General features: G+C 38.3%; 25 protein-coding genes and 1 other annotated feature. Of the genes, 24 read left to right on the forward strand and 1 reads right to left on the reverse strand.

Translation table 11 applies throughout. From position 1 onward, the window contains the following. Nucleotides 1-73: 73 nt before the first annotated feature. A complete protein-coding gene (locus MUA88_RS01155) occupies nucleotides 74-1,279 on the reverse strand; it encodes a NupC/NupG family nucleoside CNT transporter (RefSeq protein WP_262604337.1) in 1,206 nt (401 codons plus the stop codon). Nucleotides 1,280-1,444: 165 nt separating this feature from the next. Here MUA88_RS01155 and MUA88_RS01160 point away from each other — a divergent pair, with 165 nt between their 5' ends. From MUA88_RS01160 to rpoB, 24 genes are all read left to right on the forward strand, one after another. After that, complete coding sequence (locus tag MUA88_RS01160) at nucleotides 1,445-1,906, forward strand: CtsR family transcriptional regulator (protein ID WP_262605080.1); 462 nt, start codon at nucleotides 1,445-1,447, stop codon at nucleotides 1,904-1,906. A gap of 20 nt (nucleotides 1,907-1,926) precedes the next feature. Next, nucleotides 1,927-2,463 carry a UvrB/UvrC motif-containing protein gene (locus MUA88_RS01165; protein ID WP_481906587.1) on the forward strand — a complete coding sequence of 179 codons (537 nt, stop codon included), beginning with the start codon at nucleotides 1,927-1,929 and terminating at the stop codon, nucleotides 2,461-2,463. Then, nucleotides 2,453-3,454, forward strand: a complete 1,002-nt coding sequence (locus MUA88_RS01170) for a protein arginine kinase (RefSeq protein WP_262604338.1) — start codon at nucleotides 2,453-2,455, stop codon at nucleotides 3,452-3,454. The genes MUA88_RS01165 and MUA88_RS01170 overlap by 11 nt, the downstream gene beginning before the upstream one ends. 16 nt (nucleotides 3,455-3,470) lie before the next feature. Continuing rightward, entirely contained in the window at nucleotides 3,471-5,918 is a 2,448-nt protein-coding gene (locus MUA88_RS01175; RefSeq protein ID WP_262604339.1) for an ATP-dependent Clp protease ATP-binding subunit, read from the forward strand. Between the two features lie 156 nt (nucleotides 5,919-6,074). Further along, nucleotides 6,075-7,436 carry a DNA repair protein RadA gene (gene radA, locus MUA88_RS01180; protein WP_262605651.1) on the forward strand — a complete coding sequence of 454 codons (1,362 nt, stop codon included), beginning with the start codon at nucleotides 6,075-6,077 and terminating at the stop codon, nucleotides 7,434-7,436. Nucleotides 7,437-7,479: 43 nt separating this feature from the next. Further along, nucleotides 7,480-8,178, forward strand: coding sequence for a 2-C-methyl-D-erythritol 4-phosphate cytidylyltransferase (gene ispD, locus MUA88_RS01185; RefSeq protein WP_262604341.1), 699 nt, complete (start codon nucleotides 7,480-7,482; stop codon nucleotides 8,176-8,178). Then, nucleotides 8,171-8,653 (forward strand): 2-C-methyl-D-erythritol 2,4-cyclodiphosphate synthase, encoded by a 483-nt coding sequence (ispF, locus tag MUA88_RS01190; RefSeq protein WP_262604342.1) that lies wholly within the window; start codon nucleotides 8,171-8,173, stop codon nucleotides 8,651-8,653. Before ispD ends, ispF begins: the two co-directional genes overlap by 8 nt. 339 nt (nucleotides 8,654-8,992) lie before the next feature. Next, nucleotides 8,993-10,447, forward strand: a complete 1,455-nt coding sequence (gene gltX, locus MUA88_RS01195; protein ID WP_262604343.1) for a glutamate--tRNA ligase — start codon at nucleotides 8,993-8,995, stop codon at nucleotides 10,445-10,447. Between the two features lie 299 nt (nucleotides 10,448-10,746). Next, entirely contained in the window at nucleotides 10,747-11,388 is a 642-nt protein-coding gene (cysE, locus tag MUA88_RS01200) for a serine O-acetyltransferase (RefSeq protein WP_262605652.1), read from the forward strand. After that, nucleotides 11,372-12,772: a cysteine--tRNA ligase gene (cysS, locus tag MUA88_RS01205; RefSeq protein ID WP_262605653.1), complete on the forward strand. Its 1,401-nt coding sequence runs from the start codon at nucleotides 11,372-11,374 to the stop codon at nucleotides 12,770-12,772. Before cysE ends, cysS begins: the two co-directional genes overlap by 17 nt. A 43-nt stretch (nucleotides 12,773-12,815) precedes the next feature. Beyond that, nucleotides 12,816-13,166, forward strand: coding sequence for a Mini-ribonuclease 3 (locus MUA88_RS01210; protein WP_262605081.1), 351 nt, complete (start codon nucleotides 12,816-12,818; stop codon nucleotides 13,164-13,166). Nucleotides 13,167-13,169: 3 nt separating this feature from the next. Continuing rightward, nucleotides 13,170-13,919, forward strand: coding sequence for a 23S rRNA (guanosine(2251)-2'-O)-methyltransferase RlmB (gene rlmB, locus MUA88_RS01215; RefSeq protein ID WP_262605654.1), 750 nt, complete (start codon nucleotides 13,170-13,172; stop codon nucleotides 13,917-13,919). Nucleotides 13,920-13,922: 3 nt separating this feature from the next. Next, nucleotides 13,923-14,444, forward strand: coding sequence for an NYN domain-containing protein (locus MUA88_RS01220; RefSeq protein ID WP_262604347.1), 522 nt, complete (start codon nucleotides 13,923-13,925; stop codon nucleotides 14,442-14,444). A 79-nt stretch (nucleotides 14,445-14,523) separates the two neighbouring features. Then, nucleotides 14,524-14,826: a sigma factor gene (locus MUA88_RS01225; protein WP_262604348.1), complete on the forward strand. Its 303-nt coding sequence runs from the start codon at nucleotides 14,524-14,526 to the stop codon at nucleotides 14,824-14,826. After that, complete coding sequence (locus MUA88_RS01230) at nucleotides 14,804-15,106, forward strand: helix-turn-helix transcriptional regulator (protein ID WP_262605655.1); 303 nt, start codon at nucleotides 14,804-14,806, stop codon at nucleotides 15,104-15,106. Before MUA88_RS01225 ends, MUA88_RS01230 begins: the two co-directional genes overlap by 23 nt. A 58-nt stretch (nucleotides 15,107-15,164) precedes the next feature. Continuing rightward, entirely contained in the window at nucleotides 15,165-15,308 is a 144-nt protein-coding gene (rpmG, locus tag MUA88_RS01235) for a 50S ribosomal protein L33 (protein WP_262604350.1), read from the forward strand. A gap of 18 nt (nucleotides 15,309-15,326) precedes the next feature. After that, a complete protein-coding gene (gene secE, locus MUA88_RS01240) occupies nucleotides 15,327-15,506 on the forward strand; it encodes a preprotein translocase subunit SecE (RefSeq protein WP_262604351.1) in 180 nt (59 codons plus the stop codon). A gap of 19 nt (nucleotides 15,507-15,525) precedes the next feature. After that, entirely contained in the window at nucleotides 15,526-16,074 is a 549-nt protein-coding gene (gene nusG / locus MUA88_RS01245) for a transcription termination/antitermination protein NusG (protein ID WP_262604352.1), read from the forward strand. A 165-nt stretch (nucleotides 16,075-16,239) separates the two neighbouring features. Continuing rightward, entirely contained in the window at nucleotides 16,240-16,662 is a 423-nt protein-coding gene (rplK, locus tag MUA88_RS01250) for a 50S ribosomal protein L11 (protein WP_044359250.1), read from the forward strand. Nucleotides 16,663-16,855: 193 nt separating this feature from the next. Continuing rightward, nucleotides 16,856-17,551: a 50S ribosomal protein L1 gene (rplA, locus tag MUA88_RS01255; RefSeq protein ID WP_262604353.1), complete on the forward strand. Its 696-nt coding sequence runs from the start codon at nucleotides 16,856-16,858 to the stop codon at nucleotides 17,549-17,551. A gap of 103 nt (nucleotides 17,552-17,654) precedes the next feature. After that, nucleotides 17,655-17,793 (forward strand) — a sequence feature (ribosomal protein L10 leader region). Between the two features lie 49 nt (nucleotides 17,794-17,842). Further along, the gene (gene rplJ / locus MUA88_RS01260) at nucleotides 17,843-18,343 is read left to right on the forward strand and encodes a 50S ribosomal protein L10 (protein WP_095115223.1); all 501 of its coding nucleotides are present in this window, start codon (nucleotides 17,843-17,845) and stop codon (nucleotides 18,341-18,343) included. Between the two features lie 44 nt (nucleotides 18,344-18,387). Further along, the gene (gene rplL, locus MUA88_RS01265) at nucleotides 18,388-18,753 is read left to right on the forward strand and encodes a 50S ribosomal protein L7/L12 (protein WP_103358666.1); all 366 of its coding nucleotides are present in this window, start codon (nucleotides 18,388-18,390) and stop codon (nucleotides 18,751-18,753) included. 241 nt (nucleotides 18,754-18,994) lie between these two features. Next, a complete protein-coding gene (locus MUA88_RS01270) occupies nucleotides 18,995-19,603 on the forward strand; it encodes a class I SAM-dependent methyltransferase (protein WP_262604354.1) in 609 nt (202 codons plus the stop codon). 209 nt (nucleotides 19,604-19,812) lie between these two features. Beyond that, a complete protein-coding gene (gene rpoB, locus MUA88_RS01275) occupies nucleotides 19,813-23,367 on the forward strand; it encodes a DNA-directed RNA polymerase subunit beta (protein ID WP_262605656.1) in 3,555 nt (1,184 codons plus the stop codon). The last annotated feature ends 42 nt before the right edge of the window (nucleotides 23,368-23,409 follow it).

Raw genomic sequence — 23,409 nt, forward strand, 5'->3', positions numbered from 1 at the left:
TTTAGAAACCGTATCTTTCCATAAGAAAAAGCCATTCGAGTTCGATAATGAACTTGAATGGCTTTTGTCATATTTAAATAAAGAATCCTGCGATTGTTGCAGAGATGAATGATACAAGTGTTGCACCGAATAAAAGTTTTAATCCGAAGCGGGCAACAACGTCACCTTTTTCATCGTTTAATGATTTGATAGCACCTGAGATGATACCGATTGAGCTGAAGTTGGCAAATGATACTAAGAAGACAGATACAACACCAACAGCGCGTTCTGATAAGCCTTGTACTTTAGCAAGTTCTGTCATTGCAACGAACTCATTTGATAATAATTTTGTTGCCATAATTGAACCAGCGTCAACAGCATCGCTCCAAGGAATCCCTGTTAAGAATGCAAGTGGTGCGAAGATGAATCCGATTAATGTTTGGAAGTTCCAATCTAATGAACCGCCTGAAACCATTGCGATAATACCGCCTACGATACCATTTAATAATGAGATCAATGCGATATAACCAATTAACATAGCACCTACGATTACAGCAACTTTGAAACCATCTAAAATGTATTCCCCTAACATTTCAAAGAATGATTGTTTTTTTTCTTCAGTATCGATTAATAACTTATCATTCTCTTCATCTACTTTATATGGATTGATAATAGATGCGATGATGAAACCGCCGAATAAGTTTAAGACAACGGCTGTTACTACATATTCCGGTTTAATCATTGTGAAGTATGCCCCAACGATTGACGCAGAAACTGTTGACATAGCTGATGCTGTTAATGTGTATAAACGGTGTTTTGGAATGAATGGCAGTTGTTTTTTCAATGAAATGAATACTTCAGATTGTCCCAAGATAGCTGAAGCAACTGCGTTATAAGACTCTAAACGTCCCATTCCGTTTACTTTTGAGATTAAGAAACCAAGTACATTAATGATGACTGGTAAAATTTTTAAGTATTGTAAAATACCGATTAATGCTGAAATGAATACGATCGGTAATAAAACGTTAATGAAGAAAGTTGATTCGCCTTCGTTCATTAAACCACCGAATACAAAGTTAATCCCTTCTGCTGCTTGTTTAAGCAAGTATCCAAATCCGGCAGCGACACCACCGACAATTTTAATCCCAATGCTCGTTTTGAGTAAGAAAAAGGCTAAAACGACTTGGATAGCAAGCATAAGACCAATGTATTGCCAGCGAACATTCTTTCTGTCTGAACTTGCAACTAGCGCAAGGGCTAAGAAAACAAGGATGCCGACAATCCCAATAATAATATGCATGTATTACACCTCTAATTCAAATTTATTATTTTTTTCACTAACTCTATAATACAACATAAATGTAAGCATTAACATGACAAAATTAAGAAATAAAAAACATATTGTTTGAAAAAGGTCAAAGTTGGTCATATAATATAGTCAAAGATGGTCAAAAGGGGTGATATGATGCACAATATGTCAGATATTATAGAGCAATACATTAAGCAATTGTTTGAAGAGGCACAGGCGGATGTTGTGGAAATACAACGTGCGAATATTGCCGAACGTTTTGATTGCGTACCATCTCAGCTCAATTATGTAATAAAGACAAGATTTACGAATGAACACGGTTATGAAATAGAAAGTAAACGTGGTGGCGGTGGTTATATTCGTATCACTAAGATTGAAACGAAAGATCACGCCAACTACATTAAACACTTGATGTCACTGATTGGTACATCGTTATCGCAACAGCAAGCTTACTATATTATAGATGGCTTGTTAGAGAATGACTTAATTTCAGAGCGTGAAGCGAAAATGATTGCAGCAGTGATTGATCGTGAAACATTGAAATTAGATGTGGCTGCACGTGATATTATTCGTGCCAATATCATGAAACGATTGTTACCAGTGATTAATTATTATTAAAGGTGAGAAGGTGATGCGTCATGTATCGTCATGAAGAAGAGCAACAATTGAAAAAAGCAAATTCACATAAAGAAACGGACATTCATCTGTCTCAAGATCATTCACATGGACATTCAGATGCACAGTGGCATGAAGGTGATGATGTAGAAGGTACATTTGTCATTCAGCAAATCTTACAACATCTTGCAGCAAAACACGGTATTAATGTAGATCAAATGATGTATCGTGAAGAAAAGCGCTGTCCAACTTGTCAGATGACATTAAAGGATATCGCACACGTTGGTAAGTTTGGATGCAGAGATTGTTATGACACATTTCGTGATGATGTGGCTGATATTGTACGCCGTGTACAAGGGGGTCACTTGGAGCATTCGGGTAAGTATCCGAAGTCATCACATAACAAACGTTTATTAAGACGTCAAATTGAAGAAAAGCGTGCCCACTTAGAAAAACTCGTTGCACAACAAGCTTTTGAAGAAGCGGCTGTTGTCCGTGACGAAATCCAAGCATTAGAAGAAACGAAACAAAGCGAGGTGTTGAGACAAGATGACGAATGAATATGATGCACCGTTGCAAAATGAACAACAGGAAGTTCTTCAACCAGTCGTTATGTCTTCACGCATTCGCTTAGCACGTAACCTTGAAAATTACGTTCATCCTTTGATGTTTCCTAATGAAGATGAAGGACATCGTGTCGTGAATGAGGTACAAGATGCACTCACAGATTTAAAAGTGAAACGATTATCTGATATGGATCAACAAAGTGCCTATAAGCTTGTAGCAAAGCATTTGATCAGTCCAGAACTCACAAAACAGCCCGCTGCGGCAGTTTTGTTGAATGACGATGAAACAGTGAGTGTCATGGTTAATGAGGAAGACCATGTACGCATCCAAGTAATGGGCAATGACTTAGCACTAGATGACCTGTATCAACGTGCATCAGATATTGATGATCAGCTAGACGCAGAGGTTGATATTAGCTATGATGAGACGCTTGGCTATTTGACAACTTGCCCAACAAATATTGGAACAGGTATGCGTGCTAGTGTGATGTTACACCTTCCTGCCTTATCCATTATGAAACGCATGAACCGTATTGCCCAATCCATCAACCGTTTTGGCTTTACGATTCGTGGTATTTATGGTGAGGGGTCACAAGTGTATGGTCATGTGTACCAAGTGTCGAATCAGCTCACACTTGGTAAGTCAGAAGAAGAGATTATTGAGGCATTAACAGAGTTGGTGTCACAAATTATTAATGAAGAATTAGAAGAACGCCAACGCTTGTTAGCACACAAGGAGAATGAGACGCTAGATCGCATTTACCGTTCTCTCGGTATTTTAAAATATGCTCGCCGTATTTCTGTAGAAGAGGCGTCTTATCGTTTGAGCGATATTAAGCTAGGTATTGATCTCGGTGTGTTAGATATGCCGGAATTTGATTTTAATGCAATGATGATTGCGATACAATCACCATTTTTAATAGATGAGGAAACAGCGCATCCAATCGAAGCAAAACGCGCATATATTTTAAGACAGTATTTATAAAATTGGAGGTTAACTTATGTTATTTGGTAGATTAACAGAACGTGCACAACGTGTATTAGCACATGCACAAGAAGAAGCAATTCGATTCAATCATTCGAATATTGGAACAGAACATTTATTATTAGGTTTAATGAAGGAACCAGAAGGCATTGCAGCAAAAGTATTAGAAAGCTTTGATATTACTGAAGAAAAAGTAGTCAATGAAGTTGAAAAATTGATTGGTCACGGACAAGAACACATCGGTACATTGCACTATACACCACGTGCAAAAAAAGTCATTGAACTATCAATGGATGAAGCACGTAAACTTCAACACAACTTTGTTGGAACAGAACACATCTTACTTGGATTAATTCGTGAAAATGAAGGTGTCGCAGCACGTGTATTTGCGAACTTAGATTTAAATATTACAAAAGCACGCGCACAAGTTGTTAAAGCACTTGGTAGCCCAGAAATGGCATCAAATAATGGTCAAGTTTCTAAATCAGACAATACACCAACATTAGATAGTTTAGCACGTGACTTAACAGTGATTGCTAAAGATGGCACATTAGATCCTGTTGTGGGGCGTAGCAAAGAAATTACACGTGTGATTGAAGTATTAAGTCGTCGTACGAAAAATAACCCAGTATTAATTGGTGAACCAGGTGTTGGTAAAACAGCGATTGCAGAAGGATTAGCACAAGCAATTGTTAACAACGAAGTACCTGAAACATTAAAAGGTAAACGCGTCATGTCATTAGATATGGGGACAGTGGTAGCAGGTACAAAATACCGTGGTGAATTTGAAGAACGCTTGAAAAAAGTAATGGAAGAAATTCATCAAGCGGGCAATGTCATTCTCTTTATCGATGAATTACACACATTGATTGGTGCAGGTGGTGCAGAAGGTGCAATCGATGCATCAAACATTTTAAAACCAGCTTTAGCACGTGGAGAAATCCAATGCATTGGTGCAACAACATTAGATGAATACCGTAAGCATATCGAAAAAGATGCAGCGCTTGAGCGTCGTTTCCAACCTGTACAAGTAGACGAACCAAGTGTTGAAGATACCATTTCAATCTTAAAAGGATTAAGAGATCGTTATGAAGCGCATCACAGCATTAACATTTCTGATGAAGCAATCGAAGCAGCAGCGAAGTTAAGTGACCGTTATGTTCAAGACCGTTTCTTACCAGACAAAGCGATTGACTTAATCGATGAAGCAAGTTCAAAAGTACGCTTAAGACATCATACAACACCAACGAACTTAAAAGATCTTGAGCAACAAATTGAACAAGTGAAAAATGAAAAAGATGCGGCAGTTCATGCGCAAGAATTTGAAAATGCAGCTAACTTACGTGATAAACAAACAAAATTAGAATCACAATATGAAGCGGCAAAAAATGAATGGAAAAATAATCAAGGTGAGCAGCATACAAAACTTGTAGCGGATGATATTTCAGAAGTAATCGCAGGTTGGACAGGCATTCCGTTAACACGATTGAATGAAACGGAATCTGATCGTTTACTCAACCTTGAAGAAACATTACATGAGCGTGTCATTGGTCAAAAAGATGCCGTGACTTCAATTTCTAAAGCGGTACGTCGTGCACGTGCAGGACTTAAAGATCCAAAACGTCCAATCGGTAGCTTTATCTTCTTAGGACCAACAGGTGTTGGTAAAACTGAACTCGCACGTGCTCTTGCTGAATCTATGTTCGGTGAAGAAGATGCGATGATTCGTGTTGATATGAGTGAATACATGGAGAAACATGCTGTGAGTCGTTTAGTCGGAGCACCTCCTGGATATGTAGGTCATGATGACGGAGGTCAATTGACAGAAAAAGTACGTCGCAAACCTTACTCAGTTATTTTATTTGATGAAATTGAAAAAGCACATCCAGATATTTTCAACGTATTATTACAAGTACTAGATGATGGTCATTTAACAGATACAAAAGGTCGCCGTGTTGATTTTAGAAACACAGTGATTATCATGACTTCTAACGTTGGGGCACAAGAATTACAAGATCAACGTTTTGCAGGTTTTGGTGGCAAATCAGAAGGCAGCGACTATGAAACAATTCGAAATACAATGATGAAGAGTCTTAAAAATGCCTTCCGTCCAGAGTTCTTAAACCGTGTAGATGATATTATCGTCTTCCACAAATTGGATAAAGACGAATTAAAAGAAATCGTTACAAAAATGGTAAATCAATTAACAAAACGCTTATCTGAACAAAATATTCATGTAAGTGTGACAGAAGCAGCAAAAGAAAAAATTGCAGCTGAAGGTTATGACCCGGAATATGGTGCACGTCCACTCGTTCGTGCAATCCAAAAAACAGTAGAAGACAACTTAAGTGAATTAATTCTTGAAGGAAAAGAATTAGATGGTAAATTGGTAACAGTTGATTACGATGGTGAAACATTCCAATACAATGTAACAGAACGTGAATCAGCAGAGCCAACAGCATAATATATGTTTAAAGATTGAGATGGCGGAACCTTTTAATATAGAGGTTTCGTGCTCAATCTTTTTTTTGTTTAAATGTATGATAGTGTCGCCGTTGTCAAGTAACGGTCACCAGTATAAAATAGATGAGGAGATAAAAGAGATGGAGGTGTTATCGGTATGGCGAAAAAGAAAGTAACCTTTGAATGTACAGCGTGTGGTTATCAATCTCCCAAGTGGATGGGTAAGTGCCCAAATTGTGGCGCATGGAATAGTATGGAAGAGACGATTGAACAGAAGACAACGAGTGCGAAACATGGTGTACGCTCTGAATCAACAGCAAAAGTTCAAAAATTGAATGATGTGAAACAAGAACAAGCACCTCGTATTTTGACGAAAAGTCGAGAATTAAATCGTGTATTAGGTGGGGGCATTGTCCAGGGGTCACTTGTATTAATCGGTGGTGATCCAGGAATTGGGAAATCAACCTTGTTATTACAAATGTGTGCGTCATTATCTAAAGAACGTAAGATTCTGTATATCACAGGTGAGGAATCATTAAACCAAACAAAATTGCGCGCAGATCGTTTAGAAGAAGATGCGAGTGCTTTAAATGTTTTTGCGGAAACGAATTTAGAAATTATTCATGAAGCCGTGAAAAAATTAGAGCCAGAGTTGATTGTTGTCGACTCGATTCAAACGATTTTTCATCCAGATATTACATCAGCGCCAGGGTCAGTGTCACAAGTACGAGAGAGTACACAAAGTTTGATGCATATTGCTAAACAAATGAATGTGGCGACATTTATTGTAGGTCATGTGACAAAAGAAGGTCAGATTGCAGGGCCACGTTTGTTAGAACATATGGTAGATACTGTTCTCTATTTTGAAGGGGACGAGCATCATGCGTATCGTATTTTACGCGCGGTGAAAAACCGTTTTGGTTCTACAAATGAAATGGGCATTTTTGAAATGAAACAGTCAGGGTTACATAGCGTTGTGAATCCATCAGAAATGTTTCTGGAAGAGCGCTCATCTAATGTGCCAGGATCGACAATTGTTGCTACGATTGAGGGGACACGCCCATTATTAATTGAAGTTCAAGCACTTGTTACACCAACTACCTTCAACAACCCACGTCGTATGGCAACGGGGATCGACCATAATCGCTTAAGCTTGTTAATGGCTGTGCTAGAGAAGAAAGAAGGCTACTTGTTACAACAGCAAGATGCCTATATTAAAGTGGCAGGGGGCGTGAAATTAACAGAGCCTGCTGTCGACTTAGGGATTATTATCGCGACAGCAACAAGTTTCAAAGATCGTGCTGTAGATGGTTTGGATTGCTTTGTAGGCGAAGTGGGGCTTACAGGGGAAGTGCGACGTGTGTCACGTATTGAACAACGTGTGCAAGAAGCAGCTAAGTTGGGATTTAAACGTGTCATTATTCCTCAAACAAATATCGGGGGATGGACGTTCCCTGAAGGTATTGAAGTAATTGGTGTCACGTCGGTACATGAAGCATTGAAATATGCGTTGAAATGATAAAAATCAGACATAGCAATAAAATAAAAAGGTGGCTAAGTGAATGACAGATTATCATGTGATTATCCCAGCGGCTGGTAAAGGGACGCGTATGGGACGTACGTATAATAAATTACTTATTGAAATTTCACAGCAAACGATCATTGAACATACTGTCCATGTGTTCCAACAAGATCCAGCTTGTAAAGGCATATATCTTGCTGTTCAACCTGAGGATCAACAGATATTGACAACGCGCCTTGCATGCTTTGATAAAGTAAAGGGATTCATCGAGGGTGGTCGAGAGCGTCAAGAAAGCATTCATAAAGTTATTGATCAATTAGAACTGCCGGGTGAGGATGTTGTATTAGTACATGATGGTGCACGTCCATTTATCACACAATCAGCAATTCATGACCTCGCAGATGCAATACATACACACGGTGCAGCAGTGATTGGTGTGAAAGCCAAAGATACAATTAAAGTCGTTCGTGATCAATTCGTGACTGAGACGTTAGATCGCAATTATTTGTGGCAAGTACAAACGCCACAGGGTGCCACTTATCAAGTATTAAAAGATGCATATGATCAGGCACGTACAAAAGGTATTGTTGGTACAGATGATGCCTCTCTACTTGAGTATGCAGGACATTCAGTATTTATGGTAGAAGGCAATTACGATAATATTAAAGTAACAACAGAAGAAGATTTAACAAATGCACAGGCAATTATTGAAAAAAGGAGTGGCATAGATCATGTTTAGAGTAGGGTTAGGATACGATGTCCATGCTTTTGATGAAACACGACCTCTCATTATTGGAGGAATTGAAGTTCCACATACACATGGACTTAAAGGACATAGCGATGCCGATGTTTTGTTACACGCAATAACAGATGCAATGTTAGGTGCATGTGCGCTTGGAGATATTGGTAAATTATTTCCAGATACGGATATGGCCTTCAAAGATGCCGATTCAAAAGTATTATTAAAAGAAGCATATAAAGAAGTAAAAGCATTAGGCTATGTCATTAATAATGTAGATGCAACCATTATTGCAGAGCGACCAAAATTCCGTCCACACATCGATACAATGCGTCAAGTGATTGCGGATTTATTTGAAATCGGTATTGAATGGGTCAATGTGAAAGCAACGACAAGTGAAAAACTTGGATTTACAGGTCGCCAAGAAGGTATTGCAGCACAAGCCATTGTTTCAGTTGTACAAAAACAGGGGTAAAAGGTGAGCGTAGTTGACTTAAAATCAAAAGATGTCAGTGTTCAAGGAGCAGGTTTTTCAGAAAAATAGGGAGTATTACAGAAAACATAAACATTCCCTGTAAAGGTGATTAGATATGTGACAAGTCTTAAAAGACACGAACGCATATCAATCAACTACTACACGTAATTCGACAAAATCAAAAAGCAATTTTTCTCATTGTTCTGATTCTGCTCAAATCCAAAGCGCTTCCCTCATACCTCATAAGCACTACGATGAAATCTTTGTTAAAACATGAGATTTCTGTAGTGTTCCCGTGTTATAATATAAAAATTGAAGATAAAAACAGGAGTGAATACGATGAGTGAACGAGTAAGAGTAAGATATGCACCAAGTCCAACAGGATATTTGCATATTGGTAACGCACGTACAGCATTATTTAACTATTTATTCGCTAAACATTACGGTGGCGATTTTGTAATTCGCATTGAAGATACGGATTCAAAGCGTAACTTAGAAGATGGTGAATCATCACAATTTAATAACTTACAATGGCTAGGTCTTGATTGGGACGAATCAGTGGATAAAGATAAAGGCTACGGTCCTTATCGCCAATCAGAGCGTGGACACATTTATCAACCATTAATCGATCAGTTGTTAGCAGAAGATAAAGCATACAAATGTTATATGACAGAAGAAGAATTAGAAGCGGAACGACAAGAGCAAATCGAACGCGGTGAAATGCCAAGATACGGTGGTAAGCATGCACATTTAACAGAAGAAGAACGTGCACAATTTGAAGCGGAAGGTCGTCAACCATCTATCCGTTTCCGTGTACCACAGGATCGTACGTACAAGTTTGATGATATGGTTAAAGGCGAAGTGTCTTTTGAATCAGATAACTTCGGTGACTGGGTGATCGTGAAAAAAGACGGTGTCCCAACATATAACTTTGCGGTAGCAGTGGATGACCACTACATGGAAATTACAGATGTAATTCGTGGAGATGACCATATTTCAAATACACCAAAACAATTAATGATTTACGAAACATTCGGTTGGGAACCACCACGTTTCGGTCACATGACATTGATTGTGAATGAACAACGTAAAAAGCTAAGTAAACGTGACGGTCAAATTTTACAATTTATCGAGCAATATCGTGATTTAGGTTACCTTCCTGAAGCGATTTTTAACTTTATCGCGTTATTAGGTTGGTCTCCAGAAGGTGAAGAAGAAATTTTCTCTAAACAAGAATTCATCGATATCTTTACTGAAAAACGTCTTTCAAAATCACCTGCATTTTTCGATAAACAAAAGCTTGAGTGGATTAACAACCAGTACATGAAAGAAAAAGATGCAGAGACAGTATTTGAAATGACATTGCCACATATGATTAAGGCAGGTCTATTACCGGAGTCTCCATCTGAAGCGGACCTTGAATGGGGTCGCAAGTTGGTTGCTTTATACCAAGAACAAATGAGTTATGCGGGTGAAATTGTACCACTTTCTGAGTTGTTCTTCCGTGATGAAAAAGAACTTGATGAAGCTGCTCAAGAAGTATTGAATGGGGAGCAAGTTCCTGAATTGATGCGCGTATTGAGTGCGAAATTAGAAGCACTTGAAACTTTCAAAGCAGAAGATATCAAAAAAGAAATTAAAGCGGTCCAAAAAGAAACAGGTATTAAAGGGAAAAATCTGTTTATGCCAATTCGAGTTGCTGTGACAGGACAAATGCATGGACCAGAGTTACCGAATACAATTGAAGTATTAGGTAAAGACAAAGTATTGACACGTATTCAAAAGTTACTATAGTGTTTAACTTGATATCGGTAGTTAAATCGACTACTATTAAAGTGAATTTGGAATAAAGGATTAGTAAGCTATTACAAGTGTTTCAGAGAGTGTACGGATGCTGCGAGTACATCACCTGTATAGTCGAATGCACCTTTAGGATAACAGTTTTATAAAACCAATAAGTGAATATACAATACATGATTTGATGTGTGTATATTAATTGAGAGTGGAACCGTGCAATAGCACCTCTGACAAATTGATGTTAGAGGTGCTATTTTTACAAAGCACATTAAAACCGTGAGAAAAGAGGGAACGATATGTTAAGACGCATGATGGATGATGTGAAGATGGTATTTGAACAGGACCCAGCTGCACGTTCAACCTTTGAAGTCATTACGACATATGCTGGTTTGCATGCTGTATGGAGTCATTTAATCGCGCATAAATTGTATCAAAAAAAGCATTACGTATCAGCGCGCATTATTTCACAAATTTCACGCTTTTTTACAGGTATTGAAATACACCCAGGTGCCAAGATTGGACGTCGTCTATTCATCGATCACGGGATGGGTGTTGTTATCGGTGAAACGTGTACAATCGGAGACAATGTAACGATCTATCAAGGTGTTACTTTAGGTGGTACAGGTAAAGAAAAAGGAAAGCGTCACCCTGATATTGGTGATAATGTACTGATTGCAGCGGGTTCTAAAGTTTTAGGGAACATTACAGTGCATTCGAATGTGAATATCGGAGCAAACTCTGTTGTATTAAGAGATGTTCCAAGTTTTACAACAGTTGTAGGTATTCCTGGACGTATTGTAAAACAAGGTGGCAAGCGCATCGGTAAAAACTTCGATCACTTGAACTTACCAGACCCAATTTACGAACAAATTAAACAACTTGAAAGACAACTCGAACAAACGAAAAACGGAGAGATTAAAGATGATTACATTATATAATACATTAACGCGCCAAAAAGAGCCCTTTAAGCCCATTGAACCAGGAAAAGTAAAAATGTATGTATGTGGACCAACCGTCTACAACTACATCCATATCGGTAATGCACGACCAGCAATCAATTATGATGTAGTAAGACGTTATTTAGAATATAAAGGTTTTGAAGTGAATTATGTATCGAACTTCACAGACGTAGATGATAAACTCATCAAACGTTCACAAGAATTGAATGAAACCGTTCCGGAAATTGCTGAAAGATATATTAAAGCATTCCATGAAGATACAGGGGCATTGAATGTTAAGCCTGCAACAGCGAACCCACGTGTTATGGATCATATGGATGAGATTATTGCATTCATTAAAAAACTTGTTGATGAAGGATATGCTTATGAAAGTGGCGGCGATGTCTACTTCAGAACACGCAAGTTTGATGAGTATGGGAAGTTAAGCCATCAATCATTGGACGATTTAAAAGTCGGTGCGCGTATTGAACAAGGTGAAAATAAAGAAGATGCTTTAGACTTCACATTGTGGAAAAAAGCGAAACCTGGTGAAATTAGTTGGGAAAGTCCTTTTGGTGAAGGGCGTCCAGGCTGGCATATTGAATGCTCTGTAATGGCATTTGAAAAACTTGGGCCAACAATTGATATTCATGCAGGTGGTAGTGATTTACAATTCCCACACCATGAAAATGAAATCGCACAATCTGAATGTCATAACCATGCCCCATTTGCAAACTATTGGATGCATAACGGCTTCATTAATATTGATAATGAGAAGATGAGTAAGTCACTTGGGAACTTTATTTTAGTTCATGACATTATTAAAGAAGTAGATCCGGATGTATTACGCTTTTTCATGATCAGTGTTCATTACCGTAGCCCGATTAACTATAACTTAGAGCTTGTTGAAGCTGCGAAGAGTGGACTAACACGTATTCGCAATAGTTATGAGGCACTGATTGCACGTGAATCAGCTGCGACAGACTTAGTAGTTGCACAGGATTATATCGACCAAATTGATGCGATTTTAGCACAATTTGAAAAAGTGATGGATGATGACTTTAACACAGCGAATGCTATTACTGCTTGGTATGACTTAGCAAAATTAACAAATAAATACTTGTTAGAAGATAATACAGCAACAGCCGTTATCACACGCTTTAAAGAAGTATTCCAAATCTTTAGCGATGTATTAGGTGTTCCACTTCAATCATCACGTACAGAAGAATTGCTGGATGCAGATGTTGAAGCATTAATTGAAGAACGTAATGAAGCGCGTAAAAACAAAGACTTTGCTCGTGCAGATGAGATTCGCGACCAACTCAAAGCACAAAATATTTTATTAGAAGATACGCTACAAGGTGTGAGATTTAAACGTGTGTAATCCGAATGATTTCAAACAATTAAGCCCACTCACACTTGCCTATATGGGAGATGCGGTGCTTGATCAGTTTGTTCGTCAGCACATTATTTTAAAGTATCAAAGTAAACCGAACCGTTTGCATCAAGAGGCCAAACGGTTCGTTTCTGCTAAAAGTCAAGCACAGACATTAGAAACGTTGTTAGCAGATGATTGGTTTACAGAGGAAGAATTAGCTATTGTAAAGCGTGGTCGCAACGCTAAAAGTCATACAAAAGCAAAAAATACGGATATTCAAACATATCGCAAGAGCTCAGGGCTTGAAGCGGTAATTGGCTATTTACATTTAACAGAACAAGCATCACGAATGGGTGCATTGTTAAGTGAAATTGTAAGACAAGTAGAAAAGAGGTGTTAGATAATGGAATCAGAAGTAATCGTTGGACGTCATGCCGTTCGTGAAGCTATTACGAGTGGCCATGCTGTGAATAAAGTCTTAATTCAAGAGGGTGTAAAAAAGCAGCAGATTGACGATATTTTAAAATATGCGAAAGATTTAAAATTGGTGGTACAAACCGTCCCAAAATCGAAATTAGACCAAATTTCAACAGCGCCTCATCAAGGGGTTGCAGCATATATTGCGCCATATGAATATGAGACATTAGAAAATTTCTTGGCACAACAAGGAAAGAAAGAAGGACTTTCAACCGTTCTTATTCTTGATGGTTTAGAAGATCCTCATAACTTGGGTTCTATTCTGAGAACAGCGGATGCAACGGGTGTAGACGGGATTATTATTCCTAAGCGTCGTTCAGTTGCACTGACACAAACAGTTGCTAAAGCATCAACAGGCGCCATCCAACACGTACCAGTAATACGTGTTACAAATTTATCTCAAACAATTGATGTACTGAAAGACCAAGGATATTGGGTGGCAGGTACAGAAGCCGATCATGCAACGGATTATCGTCAAATGCAAGCAGATATGCCACTTGCAATTGTCATCGGCAGTGAAGGGCAAGGAATGAGTCGTCGTGTCAAAGAGAAGTGTGATTTCTATATTAAGATTCCAATGGTCGGTCATGTGAATAGCTTAAATGCGTCAGTTGCAGCAAGTTTGATGATGTATGAGGTGTTGAGAAAACGTCAACCTATTGGCGGTGACAAGTAATTCATGAAAGATTATTATGTGATTATTGACGGTTATAATATGATCGGCCAATCACCAGAATTAATGCGCCTTGCCAAGGAAAACCTTGAGGAAGCACGAGAACAATTACTCATTGAAATCGCAAACTATAATGCACTCGTGAAGGGGCATATCATTTGTGTGTTTGATGCATACGAACAAGGCTCACCACAGTCAGAGACAGTGTATCATGGCGTGAGGGTGATATTTACAAAAGAGGGAGAAACGGCAGATAGCTTTATTGAACGCTATGTTTATAATATCTATAATAAACATTTAACGCATATTACCGTTGTAACGAGTGATATGAGCGAGCAACATGCTATCTTTGGTACGGGGGCTTACCGTATTTCTTCTAGAGAAATGTGGCGCCATTTAAAAGAAAATAAAACAGCTGTTACCAAAACGCTCTCATCTTTTGAAGCACAAAAACCACGTACACGAATGCACTTGTCGGAAGAAGTCTTAACAGAATTTGAAAAAATAAGACGTGGTAAACATCAATAATTGAAAGGTCTCGATTTGATTTTTTGGGAGGATATTCATACGCTAATATCCCACCCTGTAAATAAAGCGAGGCGATTCAATGAATCAAATTGAAAAATCCCCATGTCCTTATCTTCCAGCTTCCTCGGCTAGTGAATTCCACCACCTAGAACTACAACTGAAAGATATCCGAAAGCGGGCGACCCAGTCTTTTGATGATTTTAGTATTCATGATTATGAGCGTGAAGACTTAGTTCAAGAGACGGTCATTCGCTTATATCAAAAATTATGTCATTCTCCTGAGACGCACTCAGCCCCCTTTGAACATTACATCAATCGAACAATTCGTAGACGCAAGTTAGACTATCGACGCAAAAAAAATGAACAGACAACGTATTTTTGATTTGTATATGCAATCTACACAATATCAAAATGCTTACAAATGTCATGTTTATGAAAATCCGGTAGATGCAGCCATTTACAATGATATGTTATGTTCGGTAAATAAAGAGTCATTTAGAACATTTACACCAATTGAAAGACAAGTGTGTGAATATTTATACCAAGAGTGGAAACCGGCAGAAATAGCACGAGAGATGGCATTGCCCCCAAAGAAAATATATAATACGATCTACCGTGTACGAGAGAAATTGAAAGCTGTATTGCATGTGAATGTAGATTGACAACTGAACGTGACCTTATGTATAGTTAATGAGTATTATAGGATTAAGGTGAGTTAAAGTGAAAAAAGTACCGCTTAATTGTGAAAAATGTGGAAGCCGCAACTACCATCTTCCAAAATCAACCAATCGAACAGATCGATTAGAATTAAAGAAGTTTTGTGCGGCATGTCAAACACATACGCTTCATAAAGAATCCAAATAATTGGAGGGAAAGACGACTATGGCTAAAAAAGAGAGCTTCTTCCAAGGTGTCAAGTCAGAGATGGAAAAAACAAGTTGGCCTACCGGTCCCGAACTTGTAAAATATACAACAATCGTAGTACTTACAGTAGTGTTCTTCTTGCTATTTTTCTACGGTTTAGATATTGGAATTGGTCAAGTAATTAAAATGATAAAATAGTGAGTGAGGAGATGTCAGCATGTCTGAAGATTTCGGTGCGAAACATTGGTATGCAGTTCATACCTATTCAGGATATGAGAATAAAGTAAAACAAAATTTGGAAAAACGTGTTGAGTCTATGAATATGACTGAACAAATTTTCCGCGTTGTGATTCCTGAGGAAGAGGAAACACAAGTAAAAGATGGTAAAGCAAAAAAATCAATGAAGAAAACATTCCCAGGGTACGTACTAGTAGAATTAGTTATGACAGATGAGTCTTGGTACGTTGTACGTAATACACCTGGTGTAACAGGTTTTGTTGGATCAGCAGGGGCAGGTTCTAAACCGAACCCATTATTACCTGAAGAAGCACGCTTTATCTTGAAACAGATGGGCATGAAAGAAAAAACAATTGATGTTGAAGTTGAATTAGGCGAACAAGTACGTGTTACTTCTGGCCCATTTGCAAACCAAGTTGGTGAAGTAGAAAGTATTGAAGCAGACAAATTCAAATTGACAGTATTGGTAGATATGTTTGGTCGTGAAACACCAGTTGAAGTAGAATTTGACCAAATTGAAAAACTTTAAATCAGTGTAATAAGAAAATAAAGTTTTGTGTTGTAATCTAAACATCTAGATGATATAATAACGAGGTCGCGCATTTATAGCGCTACATTTCGTCACGAAATGTTAAGAGTGGGAGGGCAAAAATGAGCCCTGTGACCACATCACGATATCAAGGAGGTGCACATCGTGGCTAAAAAAGTTGAAAAAGTAGTTAAGTTACAAATTCCAGCAGGTAAAGCAAACCCAGCACCACCAGTTGGTCCTGCATTAGGTCAAGCCGGTGTGAACATTATGGCTTTCACAAAGGAATTTAACGCACGTACGCAAGAACAAGTAGGTTTAATCATTCCAGTAGAAATTTATGTATATGAAGACCGTTCATTTACATTCATTACTAAAACACCACCTGCAGCAGTTTTACTTAAAAAAGCAGCAGGCGTTGAAAAAGGTTCTGGTGAGCCTAACAAAACAAAAGTTGCTACTGTAACTAAAGATCAAGTACGTGAAATTGCTAACACAAAAATGCCAGACTTAAACGCTGCTGACGAAGAAGCGGCTATGCGTATCGTTGAAGGTACTGCACGTAGTATGGGTATTGTTGTTGAGTAATTGTATTAACGTCAACACGTAATTAAAACGAACAAATGATAAATTTTGTAGTGAACGCAGATAGACCCCTTTGTTATGTCAGATGACATTGTAAAAGCGCAAAGACGCATGGGCTATCTGCGCTCAACTTGCTATTAAGGCAAGTAAACGTGGGAGGACATTCCGATAACACCACTAAAGGAGGACAATAATAATGGCTAAAAAAGGTAAAAAGTATCAAGAAGCAGTTAGCAAAATTGATCGCCAAGCATTCTACGCTGTAGAAGAAGCGATTAAATTAGCTCAAGAAACTTCAGTTGCTAACTTCGATGCTTCAGTTGAAGTAGCATTCCGTTTAGGAATTGATACACGTAAAAACGACCAACAAATCCGTGGCGCGGTAGTATTACCACACGGTACTGGTAAATCACAACGTGTATTAGTATTCGCTAAAGGCGACAAAATTGCAGAAGCAGAAGCAGCAGGCGCTGACTACGTTGGTGACGCTGAATACGTGAACAAAATCCAACAAGGTTGGTTTGATTTTGACGTTGTTGTTGCAACACCTGACATGATGGGTGAAGTTGGTAAATTAGGTCGTGTATTAGGACCTAAAGGTTTAATGCCAAACCCTAAAACAGGTACAGTAACAATGGATGTTACAAAAGCTGTTGAAGAAATCAAAGCTGGTAAAGTTGAATACCGTGCTGAAAAAGCAGGTATCGTACATGCATCTATCGGTAAAGTATCATTCGATGCTGACAAACTTGTAGACAATTTCAAAACATTATTAGATGTTTTAACAAAAGCGAAACCAGCATCAGCTAAAGGTACTTACTTCAAATCAGTTTCAGTTACAACTACAATGGGCCCTGGTGTCAAAGTAGATACTGCAACTTTCAAACTATAGTTTATTGATACAAGCGTAAAATGATCACTAGATTGTTTTGCGCTTTATTTTAAACAAAGTTAGAAATAATTGTTGACTAATGAGAAGAAAACAGTTATATTTAACTTTGTTGAATATTTTACCTAAGACAGTAGGAGTATGAATATACTTAAAAGATCATCCTACCGAGGCTAAATTGACTTGAACGTGAAAACTTTCAAGCACTTTTTGCCCTGGGTAAAAAGTGCTTTTTTTATTCGAGAGACATCTTGGATATTTAAAAGCATAAAAATTATCTATGGAGGTGTCTAAATGTCTGGAATCATTGAAGCGAAAAAACAACAAGTTGACATCATCGCAGAGCAACTTAAATCTTCTGTTTCTACAGTAGTAGTTGACTACCGTGGTTTAACAGTAGCTGAAGTGACAGAATTACGTAAGCAATTACGTGAAGCAGGCGTACAATACAAAGTTTACAAAAACACATTGTTACGTCGTGCAGCTGAACAAGCTGGTATCGAAGGTTTAGATGAACATTTCACTGGACCAACTGCAGTTGCTTTCACAACTGAAGATGTCGTTGCACCAGCTAAAGTTATCGCTGGATTCGCTAAAGAACACGAAGCTTTAGAAATTAAGACAGGTGTCATGGAAGGTAGCGTAATCACTGCTGAAGAAGTTAAAACAGTTGGTTCATTACCATCACACGACGGTCTTGTATCAATGCTTCTTTCTGTATTACAAGCGCCAATCCGCAACTTCGCTTATGCAGTTAAAGCTGTTGGTGAAAACAAAGAAGAAAACGCAGAGTAATCAATACATTAAACAAATTAGTTAAAAAATGGAGGAATATTAACATGGCTAATCAAGAGCAAATCATTGAAGCAATTAAAGAAATGTCAGTTTTAGAATTAAACGACTTAGTTAAAGCAATCGAAGAAGAATTTGGTGTAACTGCAGCAGCACCAGTTGCAGCAGCAGGCGCAGCAGGTGGAGACGCAGCTGCTGAAAAATCTGAATTTGACGTTGAGTTAACTTCAGCTGGATCATCAAAAATCAAAGTTGTTAAAGCTGTTAAAGAAGCAACTGGCTTAGGCTTAAAAGACGCTAAAGAATTAGTTGACGGTGCTCCAAGCATCATCAAAGAAGCTATGCCTAAAGAAGAAGCTGAAAAACTTAAAGAACAATTAGAAGAAGTTGGCGCTTCAGTAGAATTAAAATAATTCATTGATAAGTGAAAACCCGCTATTTCATGAAAATAGCGGGTTTTTGAATATATAAATGAGTCAGAAATATCATGAATGTGTATTGAGCAAACAATTAAATGATGTTTCGGAAGTGGGACTTTCGATAAGGTGCAGAACATAGTTTATACATTGTTCGATTCATTTTAAATCGTCAACGCTTTTATCCTAACCTCATTTATATTAAAAGAATTTATATAGAAATAAGGTGTGAAGGTCTATGAGTCATTATTATGACGCACATCCTGATGCACAATCTGATGAAAGAGAAATCGTTTATGAGTGCTATAAACAGCGCCTAACATTAACGACAGATGCAGGGGTCTTTTCAAGAGATAAGGTTGATTTTGGTTCTGATTTATTAGTGCAAACATTTTTGAGTGAGCATCCACCAGGTCAAGCGAAGTTAATTGCGGATGTTGGGTGTGGGTATGGTCCGATTGGATTGTTACTTGCTAAAGTTGCGCCGCACGATCAGCTTACAATGCTTGATGTCAATCATAGAGCGCTTGAGTTAGCACGTAAAAATGCAAAACGTAATCAGATTGATAATGTATCAATACAAGAAAGTGATGGATTAGCTGAAGTAGCAGCGGCATCGCAACACTATATCTTAACCAATCCACCTATTCGTGCTGGAAAGCAAGTTGTACATCAGATATTGGAAGATGCTTATGATAAGCTGATGCATGAAGGTGAATTATATGTTGTTATTCAAAAGAAACAAGGGATGCCTTCAGCTAAGAAAAAGATGATGGCAGTCTTTGGAAATGCAGAATCAATTAGGAATAGTAAAGGCTATCATATATTGAAAAGTGTTAAATGTTGATTTTGATATATATGTATGGTAAAGTAATAAGATGAAAAATTTATGTTCAACAAGTGTGTACTTTTACGGGTAAAGTTTCATTGTAACATTGAAAAATAGCGTGATTAGAACAGAAAATGGTGTCATCAAACATGTGCTACCGTTTTCTTTTTGTCTTGATATGCAATATAGCTGTAAAGTACGACACAATATTTGAGGGGTGAATCTGTTTGGCAGGTCAATTTGTCCAATATGGAAGACATCGTAAACGTAGAAACTACGCAAGAATCTCAGAAGTTCTAGAATTACCAAACTTAATTGAGATTCAAACAAAATCATATGATTGGTTCTTGGAAGAGGGCCTTTTAGAGATGTTTAGAGATATCTCACCAATCGAGGACTTTACAGGCAACTTGTCTTTAGAGTTCGTTGATTACAGACTAGGCGAACCTAAGTATGATTTAGAAGAGTCTAAAAACCGTGATGCGACTTATGCAGCACCATTACGTGTGAAAGTTCGTTTAATCATTAAGGAAACAGGCGAAGTAAAAGATCAAGAAGTATTTATGGGTGATTTCCCATTAATGACTGAAACAGGTACTTTCGTGATCAATGGTGCAGAACGTGTTATCGTTTCACAATTAGTGCGTTCGCCATCAGTATACTTCAATGAGAAGTTAGATAAAAATGGTCGTGTGAACTATGACGCGACAGTGATTCCAAACCGTGGTGCATGGTTGGAATATGAAACAGACGCTAAAGATATTGTTTATGTGCGTATCGATAGAACAAGAAAACTCCCACTAACAGTATTATTACGTGCTTTAGGTTATTCAACAGATCAAGAGATTATCGACTTGATTGGTGATAACGAATACTTACGCAATACGTTAGAAAAAGACAGCACTGAAAATACAGATCAGGCATTATTAGAAATCTATGAGCGTCTACGTCCAGGTGAACCACCAACACTTGAAAATGCGAAGAGCTTATTATACTCACGCTTCTTTGATCCAAAACGCTATGATTTAGCAAGCGTTGGACGTTACAAAGCAAACAAAAAATTACATTTAAAACACCGTTTATTTAATCAGAAGTTAGCGGAACCAATCGTTAATACTGAAACGGGTGAAATCGTTGCTGAAGAAGGTACAGTTCTTGATCGTCGTAAATTAGACGAAATTATGGATGTGCTTGAATCAAATGCGAATGCACAAGTGTATGAGTTACCAGATAGCATTGTTGATGAGCCAGTTGAAATTCAATCAATCAAAGTATACGTACCAAACGATGAGGAAGGTCGTACAACAACAGTGATTGGTAATGCATTCCCTGATTCTGAAGTGAAATGTATTACACCAGCTGACATCGTTGCATCTATGTCATACTTCTTTAACTTATTACATGGTATTGGTTATACAGACGATATTGACCATCTTGGTAACCGTCGTTTACGTTCTGTAGGTGAATTATTACAGAACCAATTCCGTATCGGTTTATCACGTATGGAACGTGTTGTGCGTGAGAGAATGTCAATTCAAGATACTGAATCAATCACACCACAACAATTAATCAATATCCGTCCAGTTATTGCGTCAATTAAAGAGTTCTTTGGTAGTTCTCAATTATCACAATTCATGGACCAAGCGAACCCACTTGCTGAGTTAACGCACAAACGTCGTCTATCAGCATTAGGGCCTGGTGGTTTAACACGTGAACGTGCACAAATGGAAGTGCGTGACGTACACTACTCTCACTATGGTCGTATGTGTCCGATTGAAACACCAGAGGGACCAAACATTGGTTTAATCAACTCACTATCTAGTTATGCGCGTGTCAATGAATTTGGTTTTATTGAAACACCATATCGTAAAGTAGACATTGAAACGAATACAATTACTGACCAAATCGACTACTTAACAGCTGATGAAGAAGATAGCTATGTAGTTGCACAAGCGAACTCACGCTTAGACGAAAATGGTCGTTTCATTGATGATGAAATCGTATGTCGTTTCCGTGGTAACAACACAACTATGGCAAAAGAAAAAATGGATTACATGGACGTATCACCGAAGCAAGTTGTTTCTGCTGCGACAGCATGTATCCCATTCTTAGAAAACGATGACTCTAACCGTGCCTTAATGGGTGCAAACATGCAACGTCAAGCGGTGCCATTGTTAAATCCTGAATCACCATTTGTTGGTACAGGTATGGAACACGTAGCAGCACGTGACTCTGGTGCAGCAGTCATTGCAAAACATCGTGGTCGTGTTGAACACGTTCAATCAAAAGAAATTTTAGTAAGACGTTTAATTGAGGAAAATGGCCAAGAGTATGAAGGTGAACTAGATCGCTATCCATTAGCGAAGTTCAAACGTTCAAACTCAGGTACTTGTTATAACCAACGTCCAATCATTAAAGCTGGCGATGTTGTATCTAAAGGCGAAATTTTAGCTGATGGTCCTTCTATGGAACTTGGTGAAATGGCCCTTGGGCGTAACGTAGTCGTTGGATTTATGACTTGGGACGGTTATAACTACGAGGATGCCGTAATCATGAGTGAACGTCTTGTGAAAGATGATGTTTATACATCTATTCACATTGAAGAGTACGAATCTGAAGCACGCGATACAAAACTTGGACCTGAAGAAATTACACGTGATATTCCAAACGTATCTGAAAATGCACTTAAAAACTTAGATGATCGCGGTATTGTTTATGTTGGTGCAGAAGTTAAAGATGGTGACATCCTTGTTGGTAAAGTAACGCCTAAAGGTGTGACTGAATTAACAGCAGAAGAACGTTTATTACACGCTATCTTTGGTGAAAAGGCTCGTGAAGTACGTGACACGTCACTACGTGTACCACACGGTGCTGGCGGTATCGTATTAGATGTTAAAGTGTTCAACCGTGAAGAAGGCGATGATTCGCTTTCTCCAGGTGTTAACCAATTAGTACGTGTTTATATCGTTCAAAAACGTAAAATCCACGTTGGGGATAAGATGTGTGGTCGTCACGGTAACAAAGGTGTCATCTCTAAAATCGTACCTGAAGAAGACATGCCTTACTTACCAGACGGAACACCAATTGACATCATGTTAAACCCACTTGGTGTACCATCACGTATGAATATCGGACAAGTATTAGAGTTACACTTAGGTATGGCTGCTAAGAACTTAGGTATTCACGTTGCTTCACCAGTATTTGATGGTGCGAACGACGATGATGTATGGTCAACAATTGAAGAAGCTGGTATGGCACGTGACGGTAAAACAGTCCTTTACGATGGCCGTACAGGTGAACCATTCGACAACCGTATTTCTGTTGGTGTGATGTACATGTTGAAACTTGCACACATGGTTGACGATAAACTTCACGCACGTTCAACAGGACCATACTCACTTGTTACGCAACAACCACTTGGTGGTAAAGCGCAATTCGGTGGTCAAAGATTTGGTGAGATGGAGGTATGGGCACTTGAAGCATACGGTGCTGCATACACATTACAAGAAATCTTGACTTACAAATCAGATGATACAGTCGGTCGTGTGAAAACTTACGAAGCAATTGTTAAAGGTGAAAACATTGCAAGACCAAGTGTTCCAGAATCATTCCGCGTATTAATGAAAGAGTTACAAAGTTTAGGATTGGATGTTAAAGTGATGGACGAGCAAGATCAAGAAATCGATATGAGTGATATCGAAGACGATGATGCTCAAGATCAAAAATTCAATGCACAGCAACCAGCTGCTGTTGAAGAAGCTCCAGTCGAAACAAACGAATAATCACTAACTGTCAAATAGAAGTGTATGCTGAGAGTGTTTCAT

The sequence above is a fragment of the Staphylococcus sp. IVB6240 genome (genome assembly GCF_025558425.1).
Classification (GTDB): domain Bacteria; phylum Bacillota; class Bacilli; order Staphylococcales; family Staphylococcaceae; genus Staphylococcus.

What these genes read in the sequence shown, in the direction of transcription:
- MUA88_RS01155 (WP_262604337.1), bottom strand. Translation starts at nt 1,279, where the DNA reads ATGCATATTATTATTGGGATTGTCGGCATCCTTGTTTTCTTAGCCCTT.
- MUA88_RS01160 (WP_262605080.1), top strand. Translation starts at nt 1,445, where the DNA reads ATGCACAATATGTCAGATATTATAGAGCAATACATTAAGCAATTGTTT.
- MUA88_RS01165 (WP_481906587.1), top strand. Translation starts at nt 1,927, where the DNA reads ATGTATCGTCATGAAGAAGAGCAACAATTGAAAAAAGCAAATTCACAT.
- MUA88_RS01170 (WP_262604338.1), top strand. Translation starts at nt 2,453, where the DNA reads ATGACGAATGAATATGATGCACCGTTGCAAAATGAACAACAGGAAGTT.
- MUA88_RS01175 (WP_262604339.1), top strand. Translation starts at nt 3,471, where the DNA reads ATGTTATTTGGTAGATTAACAGAACGTGCACAACGTGTATTAGCACAT.
- radA (WP_262605651.1), top strand. Translation starts at nt 6,075, where the DNA reads ATGGCGAAAAAGAAAGTAACCTTTGAATGTACAGCGTGTGGTTATCAA.
- ispD (WP_262604341.1), top strand. Translation starts at nt 7,480, where the DNA reads ATGACAGATTATCATGTGATTATCCCAGCGGCTGGTAAAGGGACGCGT.
- ispF (WP_262604342.1), top strand. Translation starts at nt 8,171, where the DNA reads ATGTTTAGAGTAGGGTTAGGATACGATGTCCATGCTTTTGATGAAACA.
- gltX (WP_262604343.1), top strand. Translation starts at nt 8,993, where the DNA reads ATGAGTGAACGAGTAAGAGTAAGATATGCACCAAGTCCAACAGGATAT.
- cysE (WP_262605652.1), top strand. Translation starts at nt 10,747, where the DNA reads ATGTTAAGACGCATGATGGATGATGTGAAGATGGTATTTGAACAGGAC.
- cysS (WP_262605653.1), top strand. Translation starts at nt 11,372, where the DNA reads ATGATTACATTATATAATACATTAACGCGCCAAAAAGAGCCCTTTAAG.
- MUA88_RS01210 (WP_262605081.1), top strand. Translation starts at nt 12,816, where the DNA reads ATGGGAGATGCGGTGCTTGATCAGTTTGTTCGTCAGCACATTATTTTA.
- rlmB (WP_262605654.1), top strand. Translation starts at nt 13,170, where the DNA reads ATGGAATCAGAAGTAATCGTTGGACGTCATGCCGTTCGTGAAGCTATT.
- MUA88_RS01220 (WP_262604347.1), top strand. Translation starts at nt 13,923, where the DNA reads ATGAAAGATTATTATGTGATTATTGACGGTTATAATATGATCGGCCAA.
- MUA88_RS01225 (WP_262604348.1), top strand. Translation starts at nt 14,524, where the DNA reads ATGAATCAAATTGAAAAATCCCCATGTCCTTATCTTCCAGCTTCCTCG.
- MUA88_RS01230 (WP_262605655.1), top strand. Translation starts at nt 14,804, where the DNA reads ATGAACAGACAACGTATTTTTGATTTGTATATGCAATCTACACAATAT.
- secE (WP_262604351.1), top strand. Translation starts at nt 15,327, where the DNA reads ATGGCTAAAAAAGAGAGCTTCTTCCAAGGTGTCAAGTCAGAGATGGAA.
- nusG (WP_262604352.1), top strand. Translation starts at nt 15,526, where the DNA reads ATGTCTGAAGATTTCGGTGCGAAACATTGGTATGCAGTTCATACCTAT.
- rplA (WP_262604353.1), top strand. Translation starts at nt 16,856, where the DNA reads ATGGCTAAAAAAGGTAAAAAGTATCAAGAAGCAGTTAGCAAAATTGAT.
- rplJ (WP_095115223.1), top strand. Translation starts at nt 17,843, where the DNA reads ATGTCTGGAATCATTGAAGCGAAAAAACAACAAGTTGACATCATCGCA.
- rplL (WP_103358666.1), top strand. Translation starts at nt 18,388, where the DNA reads ATGGCTAATCAAGAGCAAATCATTGAAGCAATTAAAGAAATGTCAGTT.
- MUA88_RS01270 (WP_262604354.1), top strand. Translation starts at nt 18,995, where the DNA reads ATGAGTCATTATTATGACGCACATCCTGATGCACAATCTGATGAAAGA.